We start from the raw sequence: 23984 nt of genomic DNA on the forward strand, positions 1-23984 counted from the left end.
AGGTGGGCCGCCAGCGGCCCGTCGACCGGGAGTACCGCATGCTGCGCAGTCGCCCCTTCCTGATGTTCACCGGCCAGGCCGAGGCCGCCCTGGCCCTGTACGCCGAGGCCTTCGCCGATTTCCGCCTGCTGGCAATGCAGCGCCATCCGGACGGCGCCGGTGCCGGCGTGCCCGGGCAGGTCCGACAGGCCATCTTCCTGCTCGGTGGCACCCACTACCTGTGCTTCGACAGCCTGGACGTGCACGACTTCACCTTCAGCCCGTCGATCTCGCTGTTCGTCGAGTGCTCCGGCGCCGAGCAGTTCGAGCGCGCCGCGCGCGTGCTGGGCGAGGGCGGCCATTGGTTGATGCCGGTGGGCGAGTACGATTTCAGCAACCGCTACGGCTGGGTGCAGGACCGCTTCGGGGTGTCGTGGCAGTTGAGCCTGGGGCAGATGCCGGATCCGTGATCGGTTCAGCCGCTGCGCTCGCCGGGCATGGCCCGGCGCTACCGTAAACGAAAACGGTCCGCTTGCGCGGGCCGTTCCGTCAATCACGCTTCGACTTCATCGTCCTTGTAGGCATCGACCGGGATGCAGGCGCACATCACGTTCTTGTCGCCGTACACGTTGTCGACGCGTGCCACCGGCGGCCAGTACTTGCTCTGCTTCAGGCTGGCCAGCGGGAAGGCAGCCAGTTCGCGCGGGTAGGCGTGGGTCCACTCGCTGGCGGTCACTGCGGTGGCAGTGTGCGGCGCGTTCTTCAGCGGGTTGTCCTCGCGGTCCAGGCGGCCGTCTTCGATCGCGCTGATTTCCTCTCGGATCTGGATCATGGCGTTGATGAAGCGGTCCAGCTCGTGCAGCGACTCACTCTCGGTCGGCTCGACCATCAGCGTGCCGGCCACCGGGAAGCTCAGGGTCGGGGCGTGGAAGCCGAAGTCGATCAGGCGCTTGGCCACATCCTCGGCGCCGATGCCGCTGGTCTTCTCCAGCGGGCGCACGTCGAGGATGCACTCATGCGCCACCAGGCCGTTGCGGCCGGTGTACAGCGTCTTGAAGTGCGGCGCCAGGCGCTTGGCGATGTAGTTGGCGTTGAGCTGCGCGACCTGGGTGGCCTTGCGCAGGCCTTCGCGGCCCATCATCGCGATGTACATCCAGCTGATCGGCAGGATCGAGGCGCTGCCGAAGCTGGCCGCGCTGACCATGCCGACCGGACCGTTGTCACCCAGCTTGCCCGGCAGGAACGGCGCCAGGTGCTCCTTGACCGCGCACGGGCCGACGCCCGGGCCGCCACCGCCGTGCGGAATGCAGAAGGTCTTGTGCAGGTTAAGGTGCGAAACGTCCGAACCCCACTTGCCCGGCTTGGCCACGCCGACCAGGGCGTTCATGTTGGCGCCGTCGGTGTACACCTGGCCGCCGTGCTTGTGGATGATCTCGCAGATCTCGACCACCTCTTCCTCGAACACGCCGTGCGTGGACGGGTAGGTCATCATGATCGCGGCCAGGCGGTCGCTGTACTTCTCGGCGTTGAGGCGGATGTCCTCGACGTCGACGTTGCCGTTGGCATCGGTCTTGGTCACCACCACCTTCATGCCGCACATCTGCGCCGAGGCCGGGTTGGTGCCGTGCGCCGAATCCGGGATCAGGCAGATGTCGCGGTGGCCTTCGCCGCGCGAGCGGTGGTAGGCGCGGATCGCCAGCAGGCCGGCGTACTCGCCCTGTGCGCCGGAGTTCGGCTGCAGGCTGACCGCGTCGTAGCCGGTGCATTCGACCAGCATCGCTTCCAGCGAATCAATCAGTTCCTTGTAGCCCAGCGCCTGGTCGGCCGGCACCAGCGGGTGGATCTGCGAGAACTCCGGCCAGGTCACCGGGATCATCTCGGCGGTGGCGTTGAGCTTCATGGTGCACGAGCCCAGCGGGATCATCGTGCGGTCCATCGCCAGGTCCTTGTCGGCCAGCGAACGCAGGTAGCGCAGCAGTTCGTGCTCGCTGTGGTGGGTGTTGAACACCGGATGGGTCAGGAACGCAGACTGGCGCAGCAGGCCGGCCGGCAGCGCGTCGGCGGTGCTTGCGTCCAGCGCATCGATGTCGGCCTGCGCGCCGAACACGGCGGCCAGCGCGACCACGTCGGCGCGGGTGGCGGTCTCGTCCAGGCTGATGCCGACCGAGTCGCTGTCGATCGCGCGCAGGTTGTAACCTGCGGCGCGTGCCTTGGCGTGGATCTCATCGGCGTGCACGCCGGTGACGTGCAGGGTGTCGAAGAAGTCGCCACCGACCTGTACGCCGGCGTTGCGCAGTGCCGCTGCCAGGATGGCGGCCAGGCGGTGGGTGCGGCGGGCGATGCGGGTCAGGCCTTCCGGGCCATGGTAGACCGCATACATCGAGGCCATCACTGCCAGCAGCACCTGTGCGGTACAGATGTTGGAGGTGGCCTTCTCGCGGCGGATGTGCTGCTCACGGGTCTGCAGGGTCAGTCGGTAGGCCGGGTTGCCCTGGGCATCGACCGAAACGCCGATCAGGCGGCCCGGCATCGAGCGCTTGTAGGCGTCACGGCAGGCCATGAAGGCGGCGTGCGGGCCACCGAAACCGAATGGCACGCCGAAACGCTGGCTGTTGCCGACCACGATGTCCGCGCCCCATTCGCCCGGGGCGGCCAGCAGGGTCAGTGCCAGCAGGTCGGTGGCCACGGCCACCAGGCCGCCGCGCGCGTGCACGGCATCGACCAGCGCCCTGTAGTCGCCGACCTGGCCGAAGGTGTCCGGGTACTGCAGCAGCAGGCCGAAGGCTTCCGCTTCCAGTGCTTCGGCCGGGGTGCCGACGCGCAGCACGATGCCCATCGGTTCAGCGCGGGTGCGCAGCAGTTCCAGGGTCTGCGGGTGCACGGCGTCGTGCACGAAGAAGGTGTCCGACTTCGACTTGGCCGAACGCTTGGCCAGGGTCATCGCTTCAGCGGCGGCGGTGGCTTCGTCCAGCAGCGAGGCGTTGGCGATCTCCATGCCGGTCAGGTCGGCGCACAGGGTCTGGAAGTTGATCAGCGCTTCCATGCGGCCCTGCGAGATCTCGGCCTGGTACGGGGTGTAGGCGGTGTACCAGGCCGGGTTTTCCAGGATGTTGCGCAGGATCACGTTCGGGGTGTGGGTACCGTAGTAGCCCTGGCCGATGAAGCTGCGCAGCACGGTGTTCTTGTCGGCGATCGCACGGATCTTCGCCAGTGCCTGCACTTCGGTCATCGACTCCGGCAGCGCCAGCGGCGCCGGCGACTTGATCTTGGCCGGCACGATGGCATCGGTCATCGCATCCAGCGACGCGTGGCCGACGACGTCGAGCATCTGCGCGATCTCGGCATCGTTGGGGCCGATGTGGCGCTCGACGAACGCATTGTGGTGCTCGAGCTCACGCAGGGAAGGGGTGTTCTGGGACATGGCGAAGGATCCGTCAGGAAAGGGCACACGCACGGGCACAAGCCGCCGGTCGGCGGTCTGCGGGGCGCCCCTCTGTCCTTTTGCCTGAGAGTTTGGAAGCGCGGAAAACCGCGGCTTCGTGCCCCTTCGGCGCCGGATCGAACCGGTCTCTCCAGAGTTCTGTTACGGGTGGTATCGGGCCTGAGCGATTACGGGCGTTGCGCCTTCGGCAGCGGTGTTCCGCTTCTCCCACCGTGTTGCCCGCCGATTATAGCCCGTTGCGGGCCCGCTGGCCGCGCCCCGGCGCGGGCCCGCGGCTGAATGGCCGATGGCCCGGCCGTGCGTTTTGTGCACCGCTGCATGGCATCGGGCGCAATCCCCACCTATGATGGGCGGATACCCGAATTCATCTGGCGCCGTCCCCGTTGCAGCGGGACCGGCGCCCGCCGTGCGTGCCGCGCATGGCCCTGCCGGACGCTTCCTTCATGACCGCCGCCGTTGCTCCCTCCACCCGCCGCATGGCCCTGCTGCTTGCCGGCCTGGCCATGTTCGGCCCGTTCTCGATCGATACCATCTTCCCCGCGTTCCCGCAGCTGGCGCAGCGCCTGTCGGTGGACGAGGTGGCGGTGCAGCAGACCATCAGCGTGTACCTGCTGTTCTATGGCCTGATGAGCCTGGCGCATGGCCCGCTGTCCGATGCGTGGGGGCGCAAGCGGGTGATCCTCGGTGGCCTGGTGGTGTTCGTCGGCGCCTCGGTGGGCTGTGCGCTGTCCACCGATCTGGCCACGCTGCTGGCGTTCCGCGCGCTGCAGGGCCTGTCGGCGGGTGTCGGCATGATCGTCGGCCGCGCGGTGATCCGCGATCTCTACCATGGCCACGACGCGCAGCGCCTGATGAGCCAGGTGTCGATGCTGTTCGGCATCGCCCCGGCCATCGCGCCGATCATCGGTGGCTGGATCCTGCTCAGTGGCGCCGGCTGGCCGCTGATTTTCTGGTTCCTGGTGGTGTTCGCGCTGGTCCTGCTGGCAGCCACTGCACGCTACCTGCCGGAGACCCATCCGGTCGAAGCGCGCGTGCCGTTGTCGCCGCACGCGTTGATGCGCGATTACGTGCGCATCGGTTTCAACCCGCGCTTCCTGCGCCTGGCGCTGGCCGGCAGCATCGGCTTCGGTGGCATCTTCCTGTACATCTCGTCGGCGCCGGTGTTCGTGATGCAGCACCTGCACCTGGGCGAGGGCGGTTTCGCCTGGTTGTTCATCCCCACCATCGGCGGCATGACCACCGGCTCGTTCCTGTCCGGGCGCATGGCCGGGCACACCACGCCCACCCGCCAGGTCGCCATCGGTTTCAGCCTGTGCGCGCTGTCGGCGCTGCTGAATGTCGGCTACGTGGCGCTGTCGCCGCAGTTCGTGTTGCCGTGGGCAGTGCTGCCGATCTTCCTGGGCGGCATGGGCATGGCGCTGATCTTCCCGATCCTGGCGCTGGCGGTGCTGGACATGTATCCGCACCAGCGCGGCCTGGCCTCGTCGCTGCAGGCCTTCGTGCAGCTGATGATCAGCACCGTGGTGGCCGGCGTGGTGTCGCCGTTGCTCAGTGCCAGCCCGCTGCACCTGGCGCTGGGCCAGGCCGCGTTCTTTGGCGCCGGCTTCGTGTTCTGGTACTGGGAGCACCGGCTTGAGCGCGCGGCGCAGGCAGCCTGCACGGGCGATTGAGCAGCGCGCAGGGGTAGGGCACGCCGCGATGCCCGTAACGCTTGCGGCGAGGAACGACCGGACTAGGCTGGGGACTCCAGCCAGCCGGTGCGTGGATGCACGACAGCCAGCCGATCCGATGTCGTTGCATGAGGTTCCCCCATGGCTGCGCAGCAGACCTACCGCCTGTTCGAGGTGGCGCTGAAGGAGCGCCGCGTTCTTTCTCCTTCCCTGGACCGCATGGTATTCACCGGTGCCGACGTGGCGCGGATGAAGACCGAAGGCCCGGACCAGCGCATCAAGGTGTTCTTCCCCTTGCCCGGCCAGGACGTGCCGCCGGTGCCCAGCGGCGAGGACTGGTATCCCCGCTACCGGGCACTGCCGGACGACCAGCGCCCGCCCATGCGCACCTACACGATCCGGCAGTTGCGTGCCGAGCAGGGCGAGGTCGACGTTGATTTCGTGCTGCATGGCGAAACCGGGCCGGCCTCGCGCTGGGCCGTCCACGCTCGCCCGGGCGACCGCGTAGTGCTGCTGGCCCCCGATGCCGACTGTGCCGACAGCAGCGAAGGCTGGGAATGGAAACCGCCGATGGGAGTCGGCCAGGTGCTGCTGGTGGCGGATGAAACCGCGCTGCCGGCGGTGGCCGGCATCCTCGAGGAACTGGCGGCCATGGTCGATCCGCCGCGCACGCTGGCGCTGCTGGAGGTGGCGCAGGCCGGTGATGCCGTGCACCTGAAGGCGCCCTCCAGCGCCGAGCTGGTCTGGCTGCCGCGCGGGCGGGCCGCCTACGGACAGCCGTTGCTGCAGGCGGTCCAGGCGCGGTTGGCAGCGGCCCCGGGCGCGGCTGCCGGCGATGCGCTGGAGGAGATCGACGTCGATACGCAGATCCTCTGGGAGCAGGCCGATACCCGCGTGGCCGGGCCGCTGTATGCCTGGGTGGCAGGCGAGGCGGCGGCGGTAATGGCGATCCGTCGCCACCTGGTCCGCGACTGCGGGCTGGACCGCCGCGCGATCACCTTCATGGGCTACTGGCGGCACGGCAAGGTGCTGGACTGACCGTGCTGGATCGAGCACGCGTGAAGCAGCGCTGCGGGCGGGGTGCGTTATCCTTGCGCCCCCTTCGCAGCGGTACCGCACCATGTCCACCAGCTCCAAGACCCGCCGCGACCAGCGCCGTCGCCAGGAAAAGCAGGCCGCCAACAAGGCAGCCGCGCAGGCGTCGCCGGTGGAGCCGCATGCCGAACTGCGCGACGCGCAGCGCACCCTGCTGGCCGGTGTCGTTCGCCGCGATGGCGAATGGGTGCTGGGCATGGATGGCCGCATCGCCGGCCACAGCGAGAGCGCTGCGCAGGTGCTGGCGCTGATCATGCAGGCCGGTGAGCTGCACGAACGCAATGGCACGCCGGTGCGCCTGATGTACTCCGATGCACTTCGTGATGCCGCACAGGCCGAAGCAAAGGAGAAGGGCCAGACCTTCGAGGAGTTCAAGGCCGAGCTGGCCGCGGCGATGGCAGCGAAGAAGAACAGCTGATCCGCCGTGGGTAGCGCCGGGCCATGCCCGGCGAGCGCAGCGGTGCGATGAAGAGCCGCCGGGCATGAATCACTCTCACTGCTTGGCGAAAGGCTCCGCGCGCATGGCGATGCGTTCGCTGCAATGGCGCCCACCGGTCACGTGGGCGCGGCCCGGCGCTACATCAGGGGCGGATCCTCGCGGACCCGCCCCTTTTCTCATTTCGCCGCCGGGGCCGCGTTGGCCTGCCAGCCGCACATCTGGCCTTCGTTCTGCTGCTTCAGCCACTCGTTGACCGGTGTGAAGTACTCGATCATCGGGCCGGCATCGAGCTTGTCGGTGCCGGTCAGCTCCTTCAGCGTGGCCTGCCACGGCTGGCTGGCACCCTTGCTCAGCATCGCCCAGTACTTCTGGCCGGCTTCCTTGTTGCCGTAGAAGGTGCACTCATGCAGCGGGCCCTTGTACCCCGAGGCGTCGCACAGGCCCTTGTAGAACTGGAACTGCAGGATGCGCGCCAGGAAGTAACGGGTGTACGGGGTGTTGCCCGGCACGTGATACTTCGCGCCCGGATCGAAGAATTCTTCGCCACGGCTGCTGGCCGGGGCCACGCCCTGGTACTTGGCCTTCAGGTCCCACCATGCCTTGTTGTAGTTGTCGGCGGTGATCGAGCCATCGAACACGCCCCAGCGCCAGCGGTCGATCATCAGTCCGAATGGCAGGAACGACACGCCCGACAGCGCCATGCGCATCTGGTTGTTGATGACCGCCTCGCGGCTTTCGGTCGGCGCGTCGACCAGGCCGATCGAGCTGAGGTACTTGGGCGTCATCGCCAGCACGATGGTGTCGCCGATCGCTTCATGGAAGCCGTCGTTGGCACCGCCCTGGAACAGCGGCGGCAGCGGGTTGTAGGCCAGGTCGTAATAGATGTGGCCCAGCTCGTGGTAGATGGTGGTGAAATTCTCTTCGTTCGGCTTGATGCACATCTTTGTGCGCACGTCGCCTTCCATGTTCATGTCCCAGGCGCTGGCGTGGCAGACCACGTCGCGGTCGTCAGGCTTGATGAACTGGGTTTTTTCCCAATACGACTGCGGCAGTGACGGCATGCCCAGCGACACGTAGAAGTCCTGCGCGCGCTCGGTCATCTGCTTGGCGGTGCGCAGTTCGGCTTCGCGCTGCACCTTGTACTGGGCCGCCACACTGGCGTCCTTGCCGGCCTTGGCCAGCGCCGCGCTCAGGTTGGTCTGGTACTGCTTTTCCAGTGCAGCGGTGATGTCCAGGCTGCCGGCACCCGGGTATGGTTCCAGCTGGTCCCACAGGTTGGACCAGTCCTGCTGCCACATGTTGCCCAGCAGGTGCGCGGCGATCAGGCCATTGCCCACTTCGGCCTTGTCCTTGCCGTAGGTCTTGTCCAGCTTGGCGCGCGCATAGCAGTGCAGCTGTTCGTACATCGGCTTGACCTGTTCCCACAGGCGATCGGTTTCCGGGCCGATCTGCTCCGGCGGCATGTCATAGCCGCTGCGCCACATCTGGCCGGCATCGGTGAAGCCCATGCCCTTGGCGCCTTCGTTCACCAGGCCGACGAACTTCTGATAGTCGCCGCGCATGTTCTTGGTGGTGCTGTGCCAGCCCTGCCAGGCGTCGAGCTGCTTGTCGTAGTCGCGGCTGCGTGCCAGCACCTGCTCCAGCTCGCCCAGCTGCCGGCAGGAGTTCGGGTCGTTGGCATCGGTGCAGTACTTGCCGGCGCCATAGCTGCCTTCCATGCGGGTGGCGATCTGGGTCAGCTCGGCCAGTTTGGCCGGGTCGCGCGGCGCCGGCATCGAGGACATCAGCTTCAGCAGGTGGATCGCGCGCTTGCTGTCCTCGCTCATCGGCTTGCCATCGAACTTGGCTGCCTGTTCGATCCAGCTGTTGAGCTGGGTCAACGAGCGTTCGTTGGCTTTGGCTGCGATGCGTTCGGAATCACTGTTGATGTAGGTGGAGGACAGCCATTGCGCCGAGGTCATCTCCGGGTAGGCGGCCTTGAACTCGGCATTGATGCGGGCCACGAACTGGTCGGCGGTTTCGCCGGCCGGGGCGCTGCTGCTGGCGGTATCGGTGCCTGGGGCAGCTTCCTTCTTGCAGGCGGCCAGGGCCAGCGTGGCGGCGGCGATTGCCGAGGCCAGCAGGAGATGACGGTGTTTCACGGGCGGTCCTTGGGTGGTGAACGACGGCCGAAGGCTAGTGGGCCGTCGCTGCCACCGCAAGTGGCGGAAGTCGGCCGGGCCGCGCCCGGCACCCGCAGAGGCTTTCAAGCAAGGGCAAAGGCCGAAGCAACAGCAACAGCGGACTATCCGTGGTTTGGCGGGGCGCGTCCGGTTGCGGGGGGCGCCGTAAATCCGTCCATGAAGGCTCGGTCGCGCCATCCATGGCGCTCACGCCCCCGCAACCGGACCCACCCCGCCTTCGACAGATTTCCGCGACCTGTCATTGATCCACGCCATGCGTGGATGCTTTTCGAATTCAATTCGACTATTCGATTCCGATGGAAATTCATCCACGCATGGCGTGGATCTACCAGATCGGGACAATCTGTCAGAGGTGGAGCGGTGTCGGAGTGCGGGGTGTCAGCCGCATGGATGCGGCTGCCAAGCCTACATGGACGTACTTGCGGCGTCCCCGCATTCCGACACCGCCCCGCCAAGCCACGAATCGCCTGCTTCTGCTGTTGCCGTTGCTTGTGCAGTGGCCTCGGCGGGGGCAGGGCGCAGCCCTGCCGACAAACCCTCAACTCTCGCAGTTGGCGAAAACGTCGCGGTCGCGCTCGTATAGCGAGGTCTTCACCTGCATCAGGCCCAGCACCGACGGGAACAGGTTGTCATGGTCGGTATATGCCGTCGAGCGCTTGCGCACGCATTGCAGGTCCAACCCGCGGCTGCTCGCGAAGCCCGGCGAGAACCACATCGTCATCGGTACCCGGGTCTGCTCGGCCGGGGCGATGGCGTAGGGCACGCCGTGAAGGAACAGGCCTTTTTCGCCCAGCGACTCGCCATGGTCGGACAGGTAGATCATCGCCGTGTCGTAATCCTGCATGCCCTGCAGCGTGCCGATGGTCTTGCTCAGGAAGTGATCGGTGTACAGCACGGCATTGTCGTAGCTGTTGGTGATCTCTTCGCGCGAGCAGCGGCCGATGTCACGGGTGTCGCAGGTTGGCTTGAAGCGGGCAAAGGCGGCCGGATAACGCTCGAAGTACGCAGGGCCATGGTTGCCCAGCTGGTGCAGCACCACCACCCGGTCGCCGGGCCTGGCCCGCACCTGGGTGGCCAGGTCCTGCAGCAGGATCTCATCCATGCAGCGGCCATCGGCGCACAGGCCCGGCGTGGTGGCATCGGACAGCGACTGGAAGTCCAGGCCTTCGCACACGCCCTTGCAGCCGGACTGGTTGTCACGCCACAACGGCACGATGCCGGCGCGGTCCAGGACGTGCAGCAGCGACTGGTGCGCACGGATCTTCTTTTCGTCGTAGTCGTGACGACCCCATGGCGAGAACAGGCACGGCAGCGAAACCTCGGTGCTGGTGCCGCACGAGTGCATGTCCGGGAAATTGATCACGCTGGCCTGCGCCAGTTCCGGGGTGGTGTTGCGGCCACCGTTGAGCCCCCAGTTCTGCGCACGCACGGTCTCGCCCATGACGATCACCAGCAGGCGCGGCTTGCTGGCCGGCGCGCGCGGGGTGGCCTTGGCATCGGTTCCGATCGGCAACTTCGGTGCGCGCTGCACCGGGTTGTCGCCACGCAGTGCACGCGGCATGCCCAGCAGCACATTGGCGGGCGTAGCGAGGTAACGCACTTCGCGCTGGTTGCGCATCAGTGCCGAGACATCCTGGAACGAGATCAACGCGCCGCCGACGGAGGTCACTGCGGCTACTGCAAGGAAGCCCAGCCGCCACAGCAGGCTGCGGCCCCAGCTGCGGCGGCGCAGCTGCACGCGCCACAGCACCAGCATCGGCAGCACCGCCAGCAGCAGTACCGGCCATATCAGCGACACGGTCATCAGCTCGCGGCTTTCCTTGGGGTCGGTCGCCAGCACGTTGCGCAGCATGTCCGCATCCAGGTAGATGTGGTAGCGGCCCATGTAGTGCGCGGCGAACGCGGTCACCAGCAGCAGCAGGCTGATCACCACCTTGGCATTCCAGCGCCAGACCAGGATGCCGAGCAGCACGCCGTGCGCACCCAGCAGCAACAGCAGCAGCGACAGCGCGTAGCGCAGGCTGCCCGGATGGCTGGCCATCGCGCTGTGCCAGAACAGGCCGTTGCCGGCCACCGCGAAGAACAGGCTGGTCAGCGCGATCAGCGCTTCGGTGGACAGCTGTGGCCGCCAGTGGCGAAGACCCGCCAACGCAGAAGGGCCGGCGGGGCGTTGGACCGATGCACTCATGCGTTTGCCTCCTGGCGGTTGGGACGGTCCAGCGGATGGCGGATCAGGATGCCTTTGACGATCAGGTACAGGCCGAGTGACAGCAACCAACATATCAACGCGGTGGCAACATCATGCGAAAGGAAATGCGCGCCGCGCAGCTGCTGGCTGATGCCGAACACCAGGCCGGTGCCGAGGCCGATCCACAACCCAGCCCAGCGCCACGACGGGCGCCACAGCAGGGCGAAATAGTACAGGCACAGCCACGCATAGCCCGCGCTGGCGTGGCCGGCAGGGAAGCACGCCTGGGCGGGCATTCCGGCCGGGCGCTGCGTGAAAAGGCCGATATAGGGCTGATGGCCACCGTAGCGCAGCAGGTCCCAGGGACATTCCATCGGCACCAGGGCCTTCAGCAGGGAGATCACGCCCGTCCCCAGCGCCATGGCAATTACGACATAAAGCAGCGCCCATCGCAGGGTGCGATCGCCTCCCTTGCGCCAGTGGTGCACGCACAACAGGATCGCGACCAGCGCCGCCGACGTGCTCAGCCATTTGCCGGCCTTGTGCACCACTGTGCGGGTGACCCAGGCGTCCTGCAACGCCCAGTGGCCACCTTCAAGACGGAACAGGTGATCGGCGACCCATTGATCGCCGCCGAAACCCATCAGCAGCGTAAACAGGGGCAGACCGATTGCGACAGGCAGCCAGAAGTGAGTTACGGCGAATCTTGACGCCAGTGGCGATGTCGCAGGCGGCGCAACCGCATCAATGGGACGAACGGGCATGCTGGGAAGGGGCGGTTCGGGAATCCGCGCTCATGCTCGTCACCTTGATGTCGGAGAAGGGTCGGACGCCCGTTCGCGCCGGGTTAATGACTCCCCGGCGCACGTCAACGTTCAGTCTTCGTCTGCGGTCGATCCTGTCCGTTCGGCGTGGCATTCCGGGTTCCACGCGGAGCCGGGAAGCAGTTGCCAACGATTCCTGTTGGCCATGCCGATGTCGATCACTTTGGCCGGGTCCACGCAGGGACTCATTGCATCGTCCAGCACCAGCAGCCAGCGCTTGTCCGGCGCTTCGGCGAGCCAGGGGCCGGCATCGTGCCATTGCTCGGCCCAAGGCCGCTTGAAGCCGAACTCGCGCACCGCGCGGTCGGCCTGCAGCAGGTTCTGCTCGCGCCAGGCGACCAGCGCCAGTTCGGCGTCCGGCCCGATCCGTGCGCCGACCCGGCGCATCAGCGCCGATGCCGAAGCGTAGGGATCCAGCGCCGGAATCAACACCAGGCCGTAGAGCATCCACAGCATGCCGTGGGTCAGCAGCACCAGCGTTGCGGCGCGGCGCACCCGCAGCCACACGATCAGCGTGGCCAGGGCGATGGCGAAGGTCAGCAGGCCATCGCCCAGCACCGGCAGCAGCGTATCGGGCATTGCCCGGCGCTCAAGCTGCGCAAGGGCCCAAGGGTGCTCGGTCAACAGCATGACGCCGAGCACGCCGGTGGCCAGCATCAGCACCACGCTGTAGCCGAACAGGTAGCGGCGCACGCACAGCCGGCGCAGCAGGCCCGGCAGCAGTGGCGCCGCCGCCAGTGCCATTGCCGGCAGCATCGGCAGCACATACACCTCACGCTTGCCCGGGCTGGCGCTGAAGAACACCAGCACCAGAATGGCCCAGCCGAGCAGCAGCCACTGCCGGCGGTCGCCTCGGCGGAGGCGGCGCCACCAGGGTCTGAACAGCATCGGCAGCAACAGGCTGCCGGGCAGCCACAGGGTCAGGATCACCTGCAGGTAGTACCAGACCGGTTGGCGGTGGTGCCAGGCGTTGGCATAGCGGGTACCGGTCTGCTTGAACAACAGCTCATGCGCGTAGGCCTGCAGTTCGGCGCTGGGCGTGTGCAGCAGGGCCCAGCCCAGCGGCGCAAGCCACACCGACACGCCCAGCAGGAAGGCCGGGATCAGCCACAGCAGCGTTGCCGGGTGCGGACCATCCCCCCTGAGGCCGCGGCAACGCTGGTACAGCCACCAGCCGAACCATGGCAGCACCATCAACAGCGGCAGGAAACCCACACCCTTGGTCACTGTCCCCAGGCCGGCCGCGAAACCCGCCAGCCACAGTGCGGGCAGGTTGCGGCGCTCGCAGAGATGGCGCATCAGGCCCCACAGGGCCACCGTGGTCATGCCCACCAGCACCATGTCGATCTGCGCGCGCTTGGCCATCAGCCCGAACTGCAGGGTGCAGAACAGCGCCGCCAAGGCATACAGGGAATGCCGCGGTGACCACAGCCGGCGTGCCAGATCCGACACCAGCCACAGGCTGAGCAGGGCGCCCAGCAGCGACGGCAGCAGGAACGACCACTGCCAGCTGCCGACGATCTCGTAGGCCGCCGCCTGCAGCCACATGAAGACCGGCGGCTTCTCCGCATACAGCTCCACGCCCCGGTGCGGCAGCAGCCATTGCCCGCTTTCGACCATGGTCCGGGCCGCCAGCACGAAGCGCGGCTCGTCCGGCGGCTGCGGCTGCCGAAGGCCGATCCCCGCTGCCAGCGCAGCAACGATCAACAGCCACAACAGGGGCAGGCGCCAACGGCGGGGCAGGGCTACGGGCACGGCAGGCTCCGGGAGCAAAACGGCCATTCTGAGGTGGCGGGGGTGGGAAAAGCGTCAGAGCGGGGCCGGGGCGACCGCATTCCGACATGCGCGGCGCTACCATGGTACGAACTTCCGTGGGTGTTTCGTGCATGCGTCTGTTGGTGATCGAGGACAACCGCCAGCTGGTAGCCAACCTGTTCGACTATTTCGAGTCGCGCGGGCATGTGCTTGACGTGGCCCCGGATGGCATCACCGGCCTGCACCTGGCCGGCAGCCACCCTTACGACGCCGTGATCCTGGACTGGATGCTGCCGCGCATGGAGGGCCCGGAGGTGCTGCGCCGGCTGCGCGCCGAGCAAGCATCGGAAGTGCCGGTGATCATGCTGACCGCGCGTGACGAGCTGCCGGACAAGATTGCCGGCTTCCGCGCCGGTGCCGACGACTACCTGACCAAGCCGTTCGCGCTGCCAGAACTGGAGGTGCGGCTGGAGGCGCTGTTGCTGCGTGCGCAGGGCCGCAACCCGCGCAAGCGCCTGCAGGTGGGCGACCTGGTACTGGATCTGGCAACGCTGGAGGCCCAGCGTGGGGGCCAGCTGCTGCACCTGTACCCGGCCTGCCGCAAATTGCTGGAAGTGCTGATGCGGGCCAGCCCGGGGGCGGTGACACGACAGCAGCTGGAGTTCGCCCTGTGGGGCGATGAGCCGCCGGATGGTGACCTGCTGCGCTCGCACGTCTACGAGTTGCGTCGCAGCGTCGACGGCCCGTTCGCCAAGAAACTGATCCACACGCTGCCGCGGGTGGGCTACCGGTTGGCGGTGAGTTCCACCAGCGATGCCGGCAAGGATGACGATGAAGGCGCGTAAGCCGGGCCCGTTGTACCGTCGGGTCGTGTGGTGGTTGCTGGGCTATCTGGCGCTGCTTTCACTGGCGGTGTTCAGCGTTGGCAACTATGTGCACGAGCATGCCGAGCACGCCGCCTGGCGCGCACTGCTCAACTCCGAACTGGACAGCATCGTCGAGCACGTCGAGCATGAGCCGCATTACCGCTGGCAGGATTCGGACACGCTCAGCCTGTATCGCTTCGATGCGGTCAACCTGCCCGACGCTCTGCGTACGTTGCATCCGGGGCTGCATGACGGCGTAATGATCAAGGGCCGTGAGACGGCGGTGATGGTGCGCGAAACCGAGTCGATGGGCCGGGTCGCGCTGGTTCTGGACATTTCCGATTTTCATGACTTGGAACAGTTCGCCACGCGCTGGGTGATGCTGGCCGGGGTGATCATGATCTTCGTCACCGTACTGATGGCGTCGTTCGGCATGGAACGCATGGTGCGCCCGCTGAGCCTGCTGGCACAGCACATCGCCGCGTTGCGGCCGGGCGTGCAGGGCCAGCGCATCGAGGTCGATCCACGCGGCAGTTCCGAACTGCATACCATCGCCGATGCACTGAACGATTACCTTGACCGCAATGAGCAGTTCGTCGAGCGTGAGCGGGTCTTCATCAGCACCGCCAGCCACGAACTGCGCACGCCGATTGCCGTGATGACCGGTGCCGCCGAACTGGCACTGGAGCAACCGGGCCTGCCCGAGCGCGCCCGCCAGCAGATGCAGCGGGTGTTGCGAACGGCGCAGAGCGTGGAGCAGTTGATCGAGCTGCTGCTGGTGCTGGCGCGCGATCCGGCGCGCCTGGCGGCGCGTGCCGAGCGCATCGCGCTGGACCAGCTGCTGCCGGAGATCGTCGACGACCATCGCCACCTCCTCGGCGACAAGGACCTGAGCATCGGTATCCAGGCCGCGCCGGTGGATATCGTCGCGCCGATGGCGGTGGTGCAGGCGGCGATCGGCAACCTGCTGCGCAATGCCATCGAGAACAGCGGTCGCGGCCATATCGAACTGCAGCTGAGTCCGTCGGCGGTGCTGACCCTGCAGGACCCCGGGCACGGCATGAGCCCGGAGGAGATCGCGGCGATCCATGCACGCATGGCCCGCGGCGGGCGTGCCGACCGTGGCAGCGGCATCGGCCTGGACCTGATCGCGCGGCTGTGTGAACACCTGGGCTGGACACTGCAGTTGCAGCCCTGCGAGCTGCGCGGGACACGCGTCACCCTGGACTTTGGCGCTTCGCGCCCCGCCTGATCAAGCGGCCGACCTGCTCCGCGCTGCGGCATGACCCGGCGTGAAGACAGTGTTAATCTGGAACTGCGCCGCTTTATGCGGCGCTTTTTTTTCCGCTCTTTCGATCGACAGAGGATCCCATGCCGACCGAACCCGCTACCGCCCTGATCAGCAACGATATCGTTGGACTGGGCCTGATCGCCGCCACCCTGGCCCTGATCTTCTGGGCTGCCAGTGGTCCGACCCCCTTGTTGAAGAAGATCTTCGCCTGGGTGCCGGCGCTGCTGCTGTGCTACTTCATTCCCGCCATCTACAACACCGCCGGTGTCATCGATGGCCACAACACCTCGCTGTACAACCCGGTCGCGCGTGACGTGCTGCTGCCGGCTGCACTGGTCCTGCTGACCCTGTCGATCGATCTGAAGGGCGTCATCAAGCTCGGCCCGAAGCTGTTGCTCGTGTTCTGTGCCGGTACCGCTGGCATCATGCTCGGCGCAATCGTCTCGTTCCAGCTGATGAAGCTGATCCACCCGGAAACCGTGGCCGGTGATACCTGGGCCGGCATGGCCGCGCTGGCCGGCAGCTGGATCGGTGGCGGCGCCAACATGGTGGCCATGCGCGAGGTGTTCGGCACCGACGCCACCACCTTCGGCCAGTTCGCCGTGGTCGACGTGGCCTGTGCCAGCCTGTGGATGGCGATCCTGCTGTTCCTGGCCAACCGCGCGCAGCAGATCGACACCCGCAACGGGGCCGATACCCGCGCCATCGACGAGATGAAGGCACGGATCAGCGCCTACGAGGCACAGAACGCGCGCATTCCCAGCATGACCGACCTGATGGTGATCGTCGGCGTGGCTCTGGGTGGCGTCGGCCTGGCCCACGCCATCGCCGCGCCGCTGTCGGGCTGGTTCAAGGCCAATATCAGCTGGGCCAGCCAGTTCAGCCTGGACAGCCAGTTCGTGTGGGTGATCCTGCTGTCCACGGCGATGGGCCTGGGCCTGAGCTTCACCCGTGCGCGCCGGCTGGAAGCGGCAGGCGCTTCGCGGCTGGGCACGGTGTTCCTTTACTTCCTGATTGCCTGCATCGGCATGCAGATGAACCTGCTGTCGCTGCTGGACAGGCCGTGGCTGTTCCTGCTCGGCGCGATCTGGATGGCCACCCACGTGCTGGTGCTGTGGGTGGTGGCCAAGCTGCTGCGCGCGCCGCTGTTCTTCTTCGCCATTGGTTCGCAGGGCAACATCGGCGCAGCCGCTTCGGCTCCCGTGGTGGCAGCAGCGTTCCACCCGACGCTGGCGCCGGTGGGCGTGCTGCTGGGTACGGTGGGCTATGCCACCGGCACCGGGCTGGCGTATGTCACCGGCCTGATCCTGAAGTGGATGGCCGGCGGCTGAGTCCTGAGCTGACGATCATGTTGCGTGTTCACGGCAATTGCCGTGGACACGCTTTCCCCGTGCAGAGCCGAGCCCACGCTCGGCTTTCTTTTTGCCTGCCACCGGATAGATCCACGTCATGCGTGGATGCACTTCATGGGTATCCATGAACAAAGAAAGGACAGATCCGTTTCCCCGCGGAAACGGATCTGCCCCCTGATGCTTCTTGCCGTCAACGGAAATCTGTCGAAGGTGGGGTGGTGTCGGATGGCGGGGTGTCCGCGGCATGGATGCTGCGGCCAAGCCCCCAAGGACGGGTTTACGGCTTCCCGCCATCCGACACCACCCCGCCAAATTCACGGAAAACCAGAGCCGACGCTTTCGCCGTTGCAGTTGCAGTTGCCTCTGCGGGCGCCGGGCTGCAAGCCCGGCACCCAACCCTCAACAGCAGCGGCCACCATTGCGCCCACCGTAGCGCGCTTCCTGGCGTTCGCGGAAGAACGTCTTGTAGTCCATTGGCTCCTGGTCCGGGTGCTTTTCCAGCATGTGCCGGACATAGTTGTCGTAATCGGGAATGCCACAGCACAGACGTGCGGTCTGCACCAGGCGCCGCCAGATGCGGCGGTGCGCCTGGTACTGGCCGGCGGGAACCAGTTGCGTGCTCATCACAGATCCACCATTTCGTGCGGCTTCAGTGCCACGTAAGGGGTCTCGCGGTCGCTGCGCTGCGGATTGCGGCGTGCCGCCAGGATGGTCTTGATCGAATACACCAGCACAGCGCCCACCACCAGCAGGAACAGCGCGGTCAGGCCGGTGTTGACGTAGGCATTGACCACGATCTGCTTCATCTGCGCCACCGATTTGGCCGGTGCGGTGATGGTGTCGCTGGCAATGGCAGCCTGGAACTTGTGTGCCTGGGCCAGGAACCCCTGTGCCGGGTTGCTGTCGAAGATCTTGATGAAGCCGGCATAGGTGGTGCAGATCAGCAGCCACACCGCCGGTACCCCGGTGACCCACGCATAGCGGTCACGCTTCATCTTGAACAGCACCACCGTGCCCAGCATCAGCGCGATGCCAGCCAGCATCTGGTTGGAGATGCCGAACAGCGGCCACAGCGTCTGGATGCCGCCGAACGGATCGACCACGCCGGTATAGAGCAGGTAGCCCCACAGTGCCACGCAACCCGCAGTGCCGATGATGTTGGCGGTCCACGATTCGGTCTTCTTCAGGGCCGGCACGAAATTGCCCAGCAGGTCCTGCAGCATGAAGCGTCCGGCGCGGGTGCCGGCGTCCACTGCGGTCAGGATGAACAGTGCTTCGAACAGGATCGCGAAGTGGTACCAGAACGCCATCATCGCGTCGCTGCCACTGGGAATCGCTTCGTGCAGGATCTGCGCGATGCCCACCGCCAGCGTTGGCGCGCCACCGGCGCGATGCAGGATGGTCGGTTCACCGATCGCCGCCGCGGTCGCGGTCAGTTGTTCGGGCGTGATGGTGAAGCCCCAGGTGTTGGTGATGTAGTGCGCCGCCGAGGCCGCATCGGCACCGATCACCGCCGCCGGGCTGTTCATCGCGAAGTAGATGCCCGGGTCGATGATCGAGGCCGCCACCAGCGCCATCACCGCCACGAACGATTCCATCAGCATGCCGCCGTAGCCGATGTAGCGCATGTGCGCTTCATTGGCCAGCAGCTTCGGCGTGGTGCCGGACGAAATCAGCGCATGGAAGCCCGACACCGCACCGCAGGCGATGGTGATGAACAGGAACGGGAACATGCCGCCCTTCCACACTGGGCCATCACCGCTGGCGGCGAACTGGGTCAGCGCCGGCATCTTCAGTTCCGGCATCACGATCAGGATGCCGACGGCCAGCGCGATGATGGTACCGATCTTGAGGAAGGTCGACAGGTAGTCGCGCGGGGCCAGCAGCAGCCACACCGGCAGCACCGAGGCGACGAAGCCGTAGCCGATCAGCATCCAGGTGATCTGGGTGCCGGTGAAGGTGAACGCCGGGCCCCACACCGGGTCGGCGGCGACCTTGCCGCCGTACCAGATTGCGGCCAGCAGCAGGATCAGGCCGACCACCGAGATCTCGCCGATCCTGCCAGGGCGGATATAGCGCATGTAGACGCCCATCAGGATCGCGATGGGCATCGTCGCGATCACCGTGAACATGCCCCACGGGCTTTCGGCCAGCGCCTTGACCACCACCATCGCCAGCACCGCCAGGATGATGATCATGATCAGGAACGCACCGAACAGGGCGATGGTGCCGGGTACCTGGCCCATCTCCTCGCGCACCAGGTCACCCAGCGAGCGGCCGTTGCGACGGCTGGACAGGAACAGCACCATGAAGTCCTGCACTGCGCCGGCCAGCACCACGCCCACCACCAGCCACAGCAGGCCGGGCAGGTAGCCCATCTGCGCGGCCAGCACCGGGCCGACCAGCGGGCCGGCGCCGGCAATGGCGGCGAAGTGGTGGCCGAACAGCACGTGCTTGTTGGTCGGCACGTAGTCCAGGCCATCGTTGTTGATCACCGCCGGGGTGGCCCGGGTCGGATCCAGCTGCATCACCTTGTTGGCGATGAACAGGCTGTAGAAGCGGTAGGCGACCAGGTACAGCGAAACCGCAGCGACGACGATCCACAGCGCATTGATGTGCTCGCCGCGGCGCAGTGCCACGGTGCCCAGACAGAATGCGCCGAGCAGGGCGAGTACCGCCCAGCCCAGTTTTGAAAACCCTTTCATGAGGTGCTCTCTCCCGGAAAGACAGTCAAAGAGTCCCGCTTGCCTTCGACAGGGTCAATTGGCGCAGGACGAATCGGCGGTAGTACTTTGGTCGTACGTTCGTTGTGCTGACGTGCAGCGAACATCAGGGATGGAACAATCGGTTGCGGCGCCATCCATTGGCGTACGGCCGTATGGCGTCCATCTTCACTGGCATCCATCCAACAGGAGTCGCCATGAGCCTTCCCGAACCGGCCCGCGTGCTGCGCACCATCCGTGGCCTGCCCACCTCCGACGGTGCTGGCGTGCGCCTGACCCGCGTCATCGGCGGCCCCACGCTGCCCGATCTGGATCCGTTCCTGCTGCTCGATGAATTCGGAACCGACCGCGCCGAGGATTACATCGCCGGCTTCCCGGAACATCCGCACCGCGGTTTCGAGACCGTCACCTACATGCTCGACGGGCGCATGCGGCATCGCGACAACCACGGCAACGAAGGCCTGCTGACCCCGGGCAGCGTGCAGTGGATGACCGCTGGGCGTGGCCTGGTGCATTCGGAGATGCCCGAGCAGGAAAGCGGGCAGATGCGCGGCTTCCAGCTGTGGGTGAACCTGCCGGCAAAGGAGAAGATGACTGACCCGAAGTACCAGGAATTCGCGCCCGAGCGGATTCCGGTGGTGCAGCCGGAGCCGGGTGTGACAGTGAAGGTGATTGCCGGCAGCGTGGACGGCACCCGGGGTCCGATCGTGCAACCGGCCACCGATCCGCTCTACCTCGACATCACCTTGGCGCCTGATCGGGCCTGGACCTACACGCTGCCGGAAGGGCACAACGCCTTTGCCTACGTGTTCGAGGGCGGGCTGACGGTGGGCGAGCAGGACGCTGCGCGCGACGTTGCACGCCAGGAACTGGCAGTGTTGGGCGGAGGCGAGCAACTGCACCTCTCGGCGGGCAGTGAAGGCGCGCGGTTGATCCTGGTTGCCGGCCGTCCGCTGCGCGAACCGGTGATGCGCCATGGCCCCTTCGTGATGAACACGCGGCAGGAACTGATGCAGGCCTTCGTCGATTTCCAGGAAGGCAAGTTCTGATGGATTGCGCCGGGCATGGCCCGTCGAAAGAAGCCGGCAACGCCGCCGGGCCACGCCCGGCGGACGTCCCGCGAGTCGGATCCTGCGGGGATGCTGCCAGGCAGTCATCCCCGTCACCTTCAGCGCCCCGCGGCCACGGCTGACGGGGTCAGGCTCATGCCCTGCGCCAACTGCTGCAGCGAGCCCAGCTCCTGGGCGCTGTCCGGGTACAGCGAAATCTGCGCGTAGCGCTTCTTGTCCAGCTTGACCACGCTGATGCGGCGCTCGGCATAGCCGGGCGGCTGCTGGCCACCGAGATCGGGCTGGTACCAGTAAAGTGGTTCACCGCCGAAGCTGCCTTTTTCCTGGCGCAGTGCCCGGTTCAACGGAATATTGGGGTCACGCGCGCTGAGCATCAGGCTCAGTACCTCGCGTCCATCCCCGGTGCTGGCGCGGCAGACCAGAAGGTCGGCCAACACCTGCTGCTGCCACTGCAGGCCACTGCTGGCCGGCAACGAAGGACATTCCGCGGGAGCCTGCGCGGCAGCCTGGGCTGCGGCGAACAGCAGGCTCGACAACACTACAGGCGCGAACTTCATGCATCCCCCAAGGTGGTCGGTCGTGTGGCTCCACCAGAAGGACTGGCGGCTGTGGCATCCCATCCCCGGATGCCGCCCCGCCCGGCGTGTGCACGGACGGTCAACTCAACCTTAACGGAACGTGAGCGATCGCACAAATCGAAGTTGCAGACGTAACCATTGCGGCCGATGGTCGGCCGCAATGGTGCGCACAGGCCTCAGCGGTCGTTGCCGATCCACTTGTAGATGATGCCGCCGATCGCGCCGCCCAGCAGCGGGGCGACCCAGAACAGCCACAACTGGCTTACTGCGCCGCTGCCGGCGAAGAAGGCCACGGCGGTGGAACGGGCCGGGTTCACCGAGGTGTTGGTGACCGGGATGCTGATCAGGTGGATCAGGGTCAGCGACAGGCCGATCGCCAGTGGCGCAAAGCCAGCCGGCGCCTTGCCATGGGTGGCGCCCATGATCACGATCAGGAACACGGCGGTCAGCACCACTTCGCACAGGAAGGCCGCTGCCACGCTGTAACCGCCAGGCGACAGCGCGCCATACCCATTGCTGGCGAACGCACCGGCCTGGCTGCCATCGATGGCGAAGCCGCTGGCCCCCGACGCGATCTGCAGCAGGATGAAGCCGGCCAGCAGGCCGCCAACCACCTGGGCGATGATGTACGGCACGAGGTCCTTGGTCGGGAAGCGGCCGCCGGCCCACAGGCCGACGCTGACTGCCGGATTGAAGTGCGCGCCGGAGATATGGCCGAACGCATAGGCGCCGGTCACCACGGTCAGGCCAAAGGCCAGGGCGACGCCGAGGAACCCGATACCCAGCGGATTGCCGTCGCCACCGAACTTGGCGGCCAGCACCGCGCTGCCACAGCCGCCCAACACCAGCCAGAACGTGCCGAGGAATTCGGCGGACAAGCGTTTACCCATGCTCATGTGTTGCACTCCTTTGAGGGCGAAAGTGTGATTTATGTCACATTTCAGTGCTCAGCGGGTGACTGTAGCGTCAACGCCGGGTGCAGGGATACACCCTCGGATGTGTGCAACACGCGATGTTCAATACTGCGGCAGCGGAATGAACTCCTTGTCGTCGCCCGGAATGGTGCCGAATCGGCCGGCCTCCCAATCGTGCTTGGCCTGCTCGATGCGCTCCTTCGAGCTGGATACGAAGTTCCACCACAGGTGGCGCGGGCCATCCAGCGGCTCGCCACCGAACAGCATCGCCTTCACCGGCGTCTTCGCGCGCAGGCGGCCGCGTGCGCCGGCCTCGGGAATCACCAGATGCTGTGCAGGGATGTCCACGCCATCCAGCTGTGCGTCGCCTTCGAGGATGTACAGCGCGCGCTCGCGGTGGCCGTCATCGATATCGATCTCCGCATCCGGGTCGAGATCGATCGCCACGTTGAGGGTATCGGCGAACACCTTCACCGGCGATTCCTCGCCATAGGCGCGGCCGGCGATCACCCGCAGCCAGGCACCGTTGCGGCGCTGCTCGGGCAGTGTAGCCGCGGCATGGTGGTAGAAGGCCGGTTCGATTTCCTCGTGCGATTTCGGCAGCGCCACCCAGGTCTGCATGCCGTGGATCGGGTTGTCGTGGGCGCGGTCCGGTTGCGGTGTCCGCTCGGAATGGGCAATGCCGCGACCAGCGGTCATCCAGTTGACGTCGCCGGGACGGATCACCTGGTCCGACCCCAGCGTGTCGCGGTGGCCGATCGCGCCCGACCACAGGTAGGTCACGGTGGCCAGGCCGATATGTGGATGCGGGCGCACGTCGATGGCGGTGCCGGGGTGCATGAGTGCCGGGCCCATCTGGTCGACGAACACGAACGAGCCGATGCTGCGCGCCTGCAGGGTGGGGACGGCGCGACGGACTTCGAGGCCGCCGATGTCGTGCACGCGCGGGGCGATGATGGTGGTCATGCGGGCGTTCTCGCTGGCAGGGATCAGGTGGTCAGCATCGCATGCAGCTGTGACGGGTACATGCCCCGTATGGGTAACAGGTTGTTCCAGCCAACGGCGCAGCCCCTCGTGGCTGGCTGGTTGGTCGCTGAAGGCAGAAGCAAAAGCAGAAGCCGCGCGTGGCCGGGCGGGTGGGTGGCGCAGGGGACGCTGCAAGTACGTCCATGTAAGCTCGATCGCCGCATCCATGCGGCTCACGCCCCTGCGCAACCCACCCGCCCGGCCTCTGACAGTTTCCGTGTGCTGTCCAGCCACGGAGAAGAAAAAGAAAATCAAAAGCAAACGCCGGTCGCTTCGCTCCTGGTGTCGACCAAGGTCGACACCCACCAGTTCGCAATGATCCGTGCCGACCAAGGTCGACACCTACCAGTCATCGCAGTTCACCCACCGTCACCGGGAAACTGTCAGGGGTGGGGCGGTGTCGGGTTGCGGGGTGTCCGCGGCATGGATGCCGCGGCCAAGCCCCCAAGGTGAAGTGACCCCCGAGACTTGGACAGGGGTCAGGCGGCCGATTGGGCCTGTTGGGCCTGCTCCCGGTACTGTACCGGGCTCAGGCCCTTCAATTTCAATTTGATTCGCTCTTGGTTGTAGTACTGGATGTATTCCACCA

Annotated in this window: 19 protein-coding genes and 1 riboswitch; of the genes, 8 read left to right on the forward strand and 11 right to left on the reverse strand. The window is 66.4% G+C overall.

Features of this window, described 5'->3' with window-relative positions:
• Positions 1-38 precede the first annotated feature (38 nt).
• Entirely contained in the window at positions 39-449 is a 411-nt protein-coding gene (locus AC5P8J_RS18455; RefSeq protein WP_058980986.1) for a VOC family protein, read from the forward strand.
• An 83-nt stretch (positions 450-532) separates the two neighbouring features.
• Here AC5P8J_RS18455 and gcvP read toward each other — a convergent pair whose 3' ends face one another.
• The gene (gene gcvP, locus AC5P8J_RS18460) at positions 533-3400 is read right to left on the reverse strand and encodes an aminomethyl-transferring glycine dehydrogenase (RefSeq protein WP_495217028.1); all 2868 of its coding nucleotides are present in this window, start codon (positions 3398-3400) and stop codon (positions 533-535) included.
• Positions 3401-3462: 62 nt separating this feature from the next.
• A riboswitch (glycine riboswitch) is annotated at positions 3463-3565 on the reverse strand.
• A 299-nt stretch (positions 3566-3864) separates the two neighbouring features.
• Between gcvP and AC5P8J_RS18465 the strand changes: the two genes are divergently transcribed.
• The 3 genes from AC5P8J_RS18465 (at position 3865) to AC5P8J_RS18475 (ending at position 6604) form a co-directional block, all read left to right on the forward strand.
• Positions 3865-5091 (forward strand): multidrug effflux MFS transporter, encoded by a 1227-nt coding sequence (locus AC5P8J_RS18465; RefSeq protein WP_134732050.1) that lies wholly within the window; start codon positions 3865-3867, stop codon positions 5089-5091.
• A 141-nt stretch (positions 5092-5232) separates the two neighbouring features.
• Complete coding sequence (locus tag AC5P8J_RS18470; protein ID WP_207050023.1) at positions 5233-6129, forward strand: siderophore-interacting protein; 897 nt, start codon at positions 5233-5235, stop codon at positions 6127-6129.
• 82 nt (positions 6130-6211) lie between these two features.
• Entirely contained in the window at positions 6212-6604 is a 393-nt protein-coding gene (locus AC5P8J_RS18475) for a hypothetical protein (protein ID WP_008265644.1), read from the forward strand.
• 197 nt (positions 6605-6801) lie between these two features.
• Here the strand turns inward: AC5P8J_RS18475 and AC5P8J_RS18480 are convergent, their stop codons facing one another.
• The 4 genes from AC5P8J_RS18480 to AC5P8J_RS18495 all read right to left on the reverse strand — a co-directional run bounded on the left by AC5P8J_RS18480 (position 6802) and on the right by AC5P8J_RS18495 (position 13602).
• Positions 6802-8766, reverse strand: coding sequence for a M2 family metallopeptidase (locus AC5P8J_RS18480; protein WP_134732054.1), 1965 nt, complete (start codon positions 8764-8766; stop codon positions 6802-6804).
• Positions 8767-9346: 580 nt separating this feature from the next.
• On the reverse strand, positions 9347-10996 hold the full coding sequence (locus AC5P8J_RS18485; RefSeq protein WP_495217029.1) for a phosphoethanolamine transferase: 1650 nt from the start codon (positions 10994-10996) through the stop codon (positions 9347-9349).
• Positions 10993-11760 carry a phosphatase PAP2 family protein gene (locus AC5P8J_RS18490; RefSeq protein ID WP_021203176.1) on the reverse strand — a complete coding sequence of 256 codons (768 nt, stop codon included), beginning with the start codon at positions 11758-11760 and terminating at the stop codon, positions 10993-10995. Before AC5P8J_RS18490 ends, AC5P8J_RS18485 begins: the two co-directional genes overlap by 4 nt.
• Before the next feature lie 111 nt (positions 11761-11871).
• Positions 11872-13602, reverse strand: a complete 1731-nt coding sequence (locus tag AC5P8J_RS18495) for an ArnT family glycosyltransferase (RefSeq protein WP_194445345.1) — start codon at positions 13600-13602, stop codon at positions 11872-11874.
• A gap of 104 nt (positions 13603-13706) precedes the next feature.
• Between AC5P8J_RS18495 and AC5P8J_RS18500 the strand changes: the two genes are divergently transcribed.
• From AC5P8J_RS18500 to AC5P8J_RS18510, 3 genes are all read left to right on the forward strand, one after another.
• Positions 13707-14420 (forward strand): response regulator transcription factor, encoded by a 714-nt coding sequence (locus AC5P8J_RS18500; RefSeq protein WP_019662181.1) that lies wholly within the window; start codon positions 13707-13709, stop codon positions 14418-14420.
• A complete protein-coding gene (locus tag AC5P8J_RS18505; RefSeq protein ID WP_021203178.1) occupies positions 14407-15693 on the forward strand; it encodes a sensor histidine kinase in 1287 nt (428 codons plus the stop codon). Before AC5P8J_RS18500 ends, AC5P8J_RS18505 begins: the two co-directional genes overlap by 14 nt.
• Positions 15694-15812: 119 nt before the next feature.
• The gene (locus AC5P8J_RS18510; RefSeq protein WP_021203179.1) at positions 15813-17063 is read left to right on the forward strand and encodes a DUF819 family protein; all 1251 of its coding nucleotides are present in this window, start codon (positions 15813-15815) and stop codon (positions 17061-17063) included.
• Between the two features lie 420 nt (positions 17064-17483).
• Here the strand turns inward: AC5P8J_RS18510 and AC5P8J_RS18515 are convergent, their stop codons facing one another.
• Positions 17484-17708 carry a YbdD/YjiX family protein gene (locus tag AC5P8J_RS18515; protein ID WP_005410613.1) on the reverse strand — a complete coding sequence of 75 codons (225 nt, stop codon included), beginning with the start codon at positions 17706-17708 and terminating at the stop codon, positions 17484-17486.
• The gene (locus AC5P8J_RS18520; protein WP_227854364.1) at positions 17708-19789 is read right to left on the reverse strand and encodes a carbon starvation CstA family protein; all 2082 of its coding nucleotides are present in this window, start codon (positions 19787-19789) and stop codon (positions 17708-17710) included. Before AC5P8J_RS18520 ends, AC5P8J_RS18515 begins: the two co-directional genes overlap by 1 nt.
• A 215-nt stretch (positions 19790-20004) precedes the next feature.
• Between AC5P8J_RS18520 and AC5P8J_RS18525 the strand changes: the two genes are divergently transcribed.
• On the forward strand, positions 20005-20856 hold the full coding sequence (locus AC5P8J_RS18525) for a pirin family protein (RefSeq protein ID WP_019662177.1): 852 nt from the start codon (positions 20005-20007) through the stop codon (positions 20854-20856).
• A 119-nt stretch (positions 20857-20975) separates the two neighbouring features.
• On the opposite strand, the gene AC5P8J_RS18530 is transcribed toward AC5P8J_RS18525, so the two are convergent.
• From AC5P8J_RS18530 to AC5P8J_RS18545, 4 genes are all read right to left on the reverse strand, one after another.
• Positions 20976-21434 (reverse strand): hypothetical protein, encoded by a 459-nt coding sequence (locus AC5P8J_RS18530; protein ID WP_188250365.1) that lies wholly within the window; start codon positions 21432-21434, stop codon positions 20976-20978.
• A 197-nt stretch (positions 21435-21631) separates the two neighbouring features.
• Positions 21632-22351, reverse strand: coding sequence for an aquaporin Z (aqpZ, locus tag AC5P8J_RS18535; RefSeq protein WP_260808413.1), 720 nt, complete (start codon positions 22349-22351; stop codon positions 21632-21634).
• A gap of 120 nt (positions 22352-22471) precedes the next feature.
• A complete protein-coding gene (locus AC5P8J_RS18540; protein WP_021203180.1) occupies positions 22472-23335 on the reverse strand; it encodes a pirin family protein in 864 nt (287 codons plus the stop codon).
• A gap of 539 nt (positions 23336-23874) precedes the next feature.
• Positions 23875-23984 (reverse strand): IS3 family transposase (locus AC5P8J_RS18545; protein WP_288037892.1); only part of this gene is annotated, 110 nt, incomplete at its 5' end.

Source organism: Stenotrophomonas sp. YJH_SMC_37, assembly GCF_059370035.1.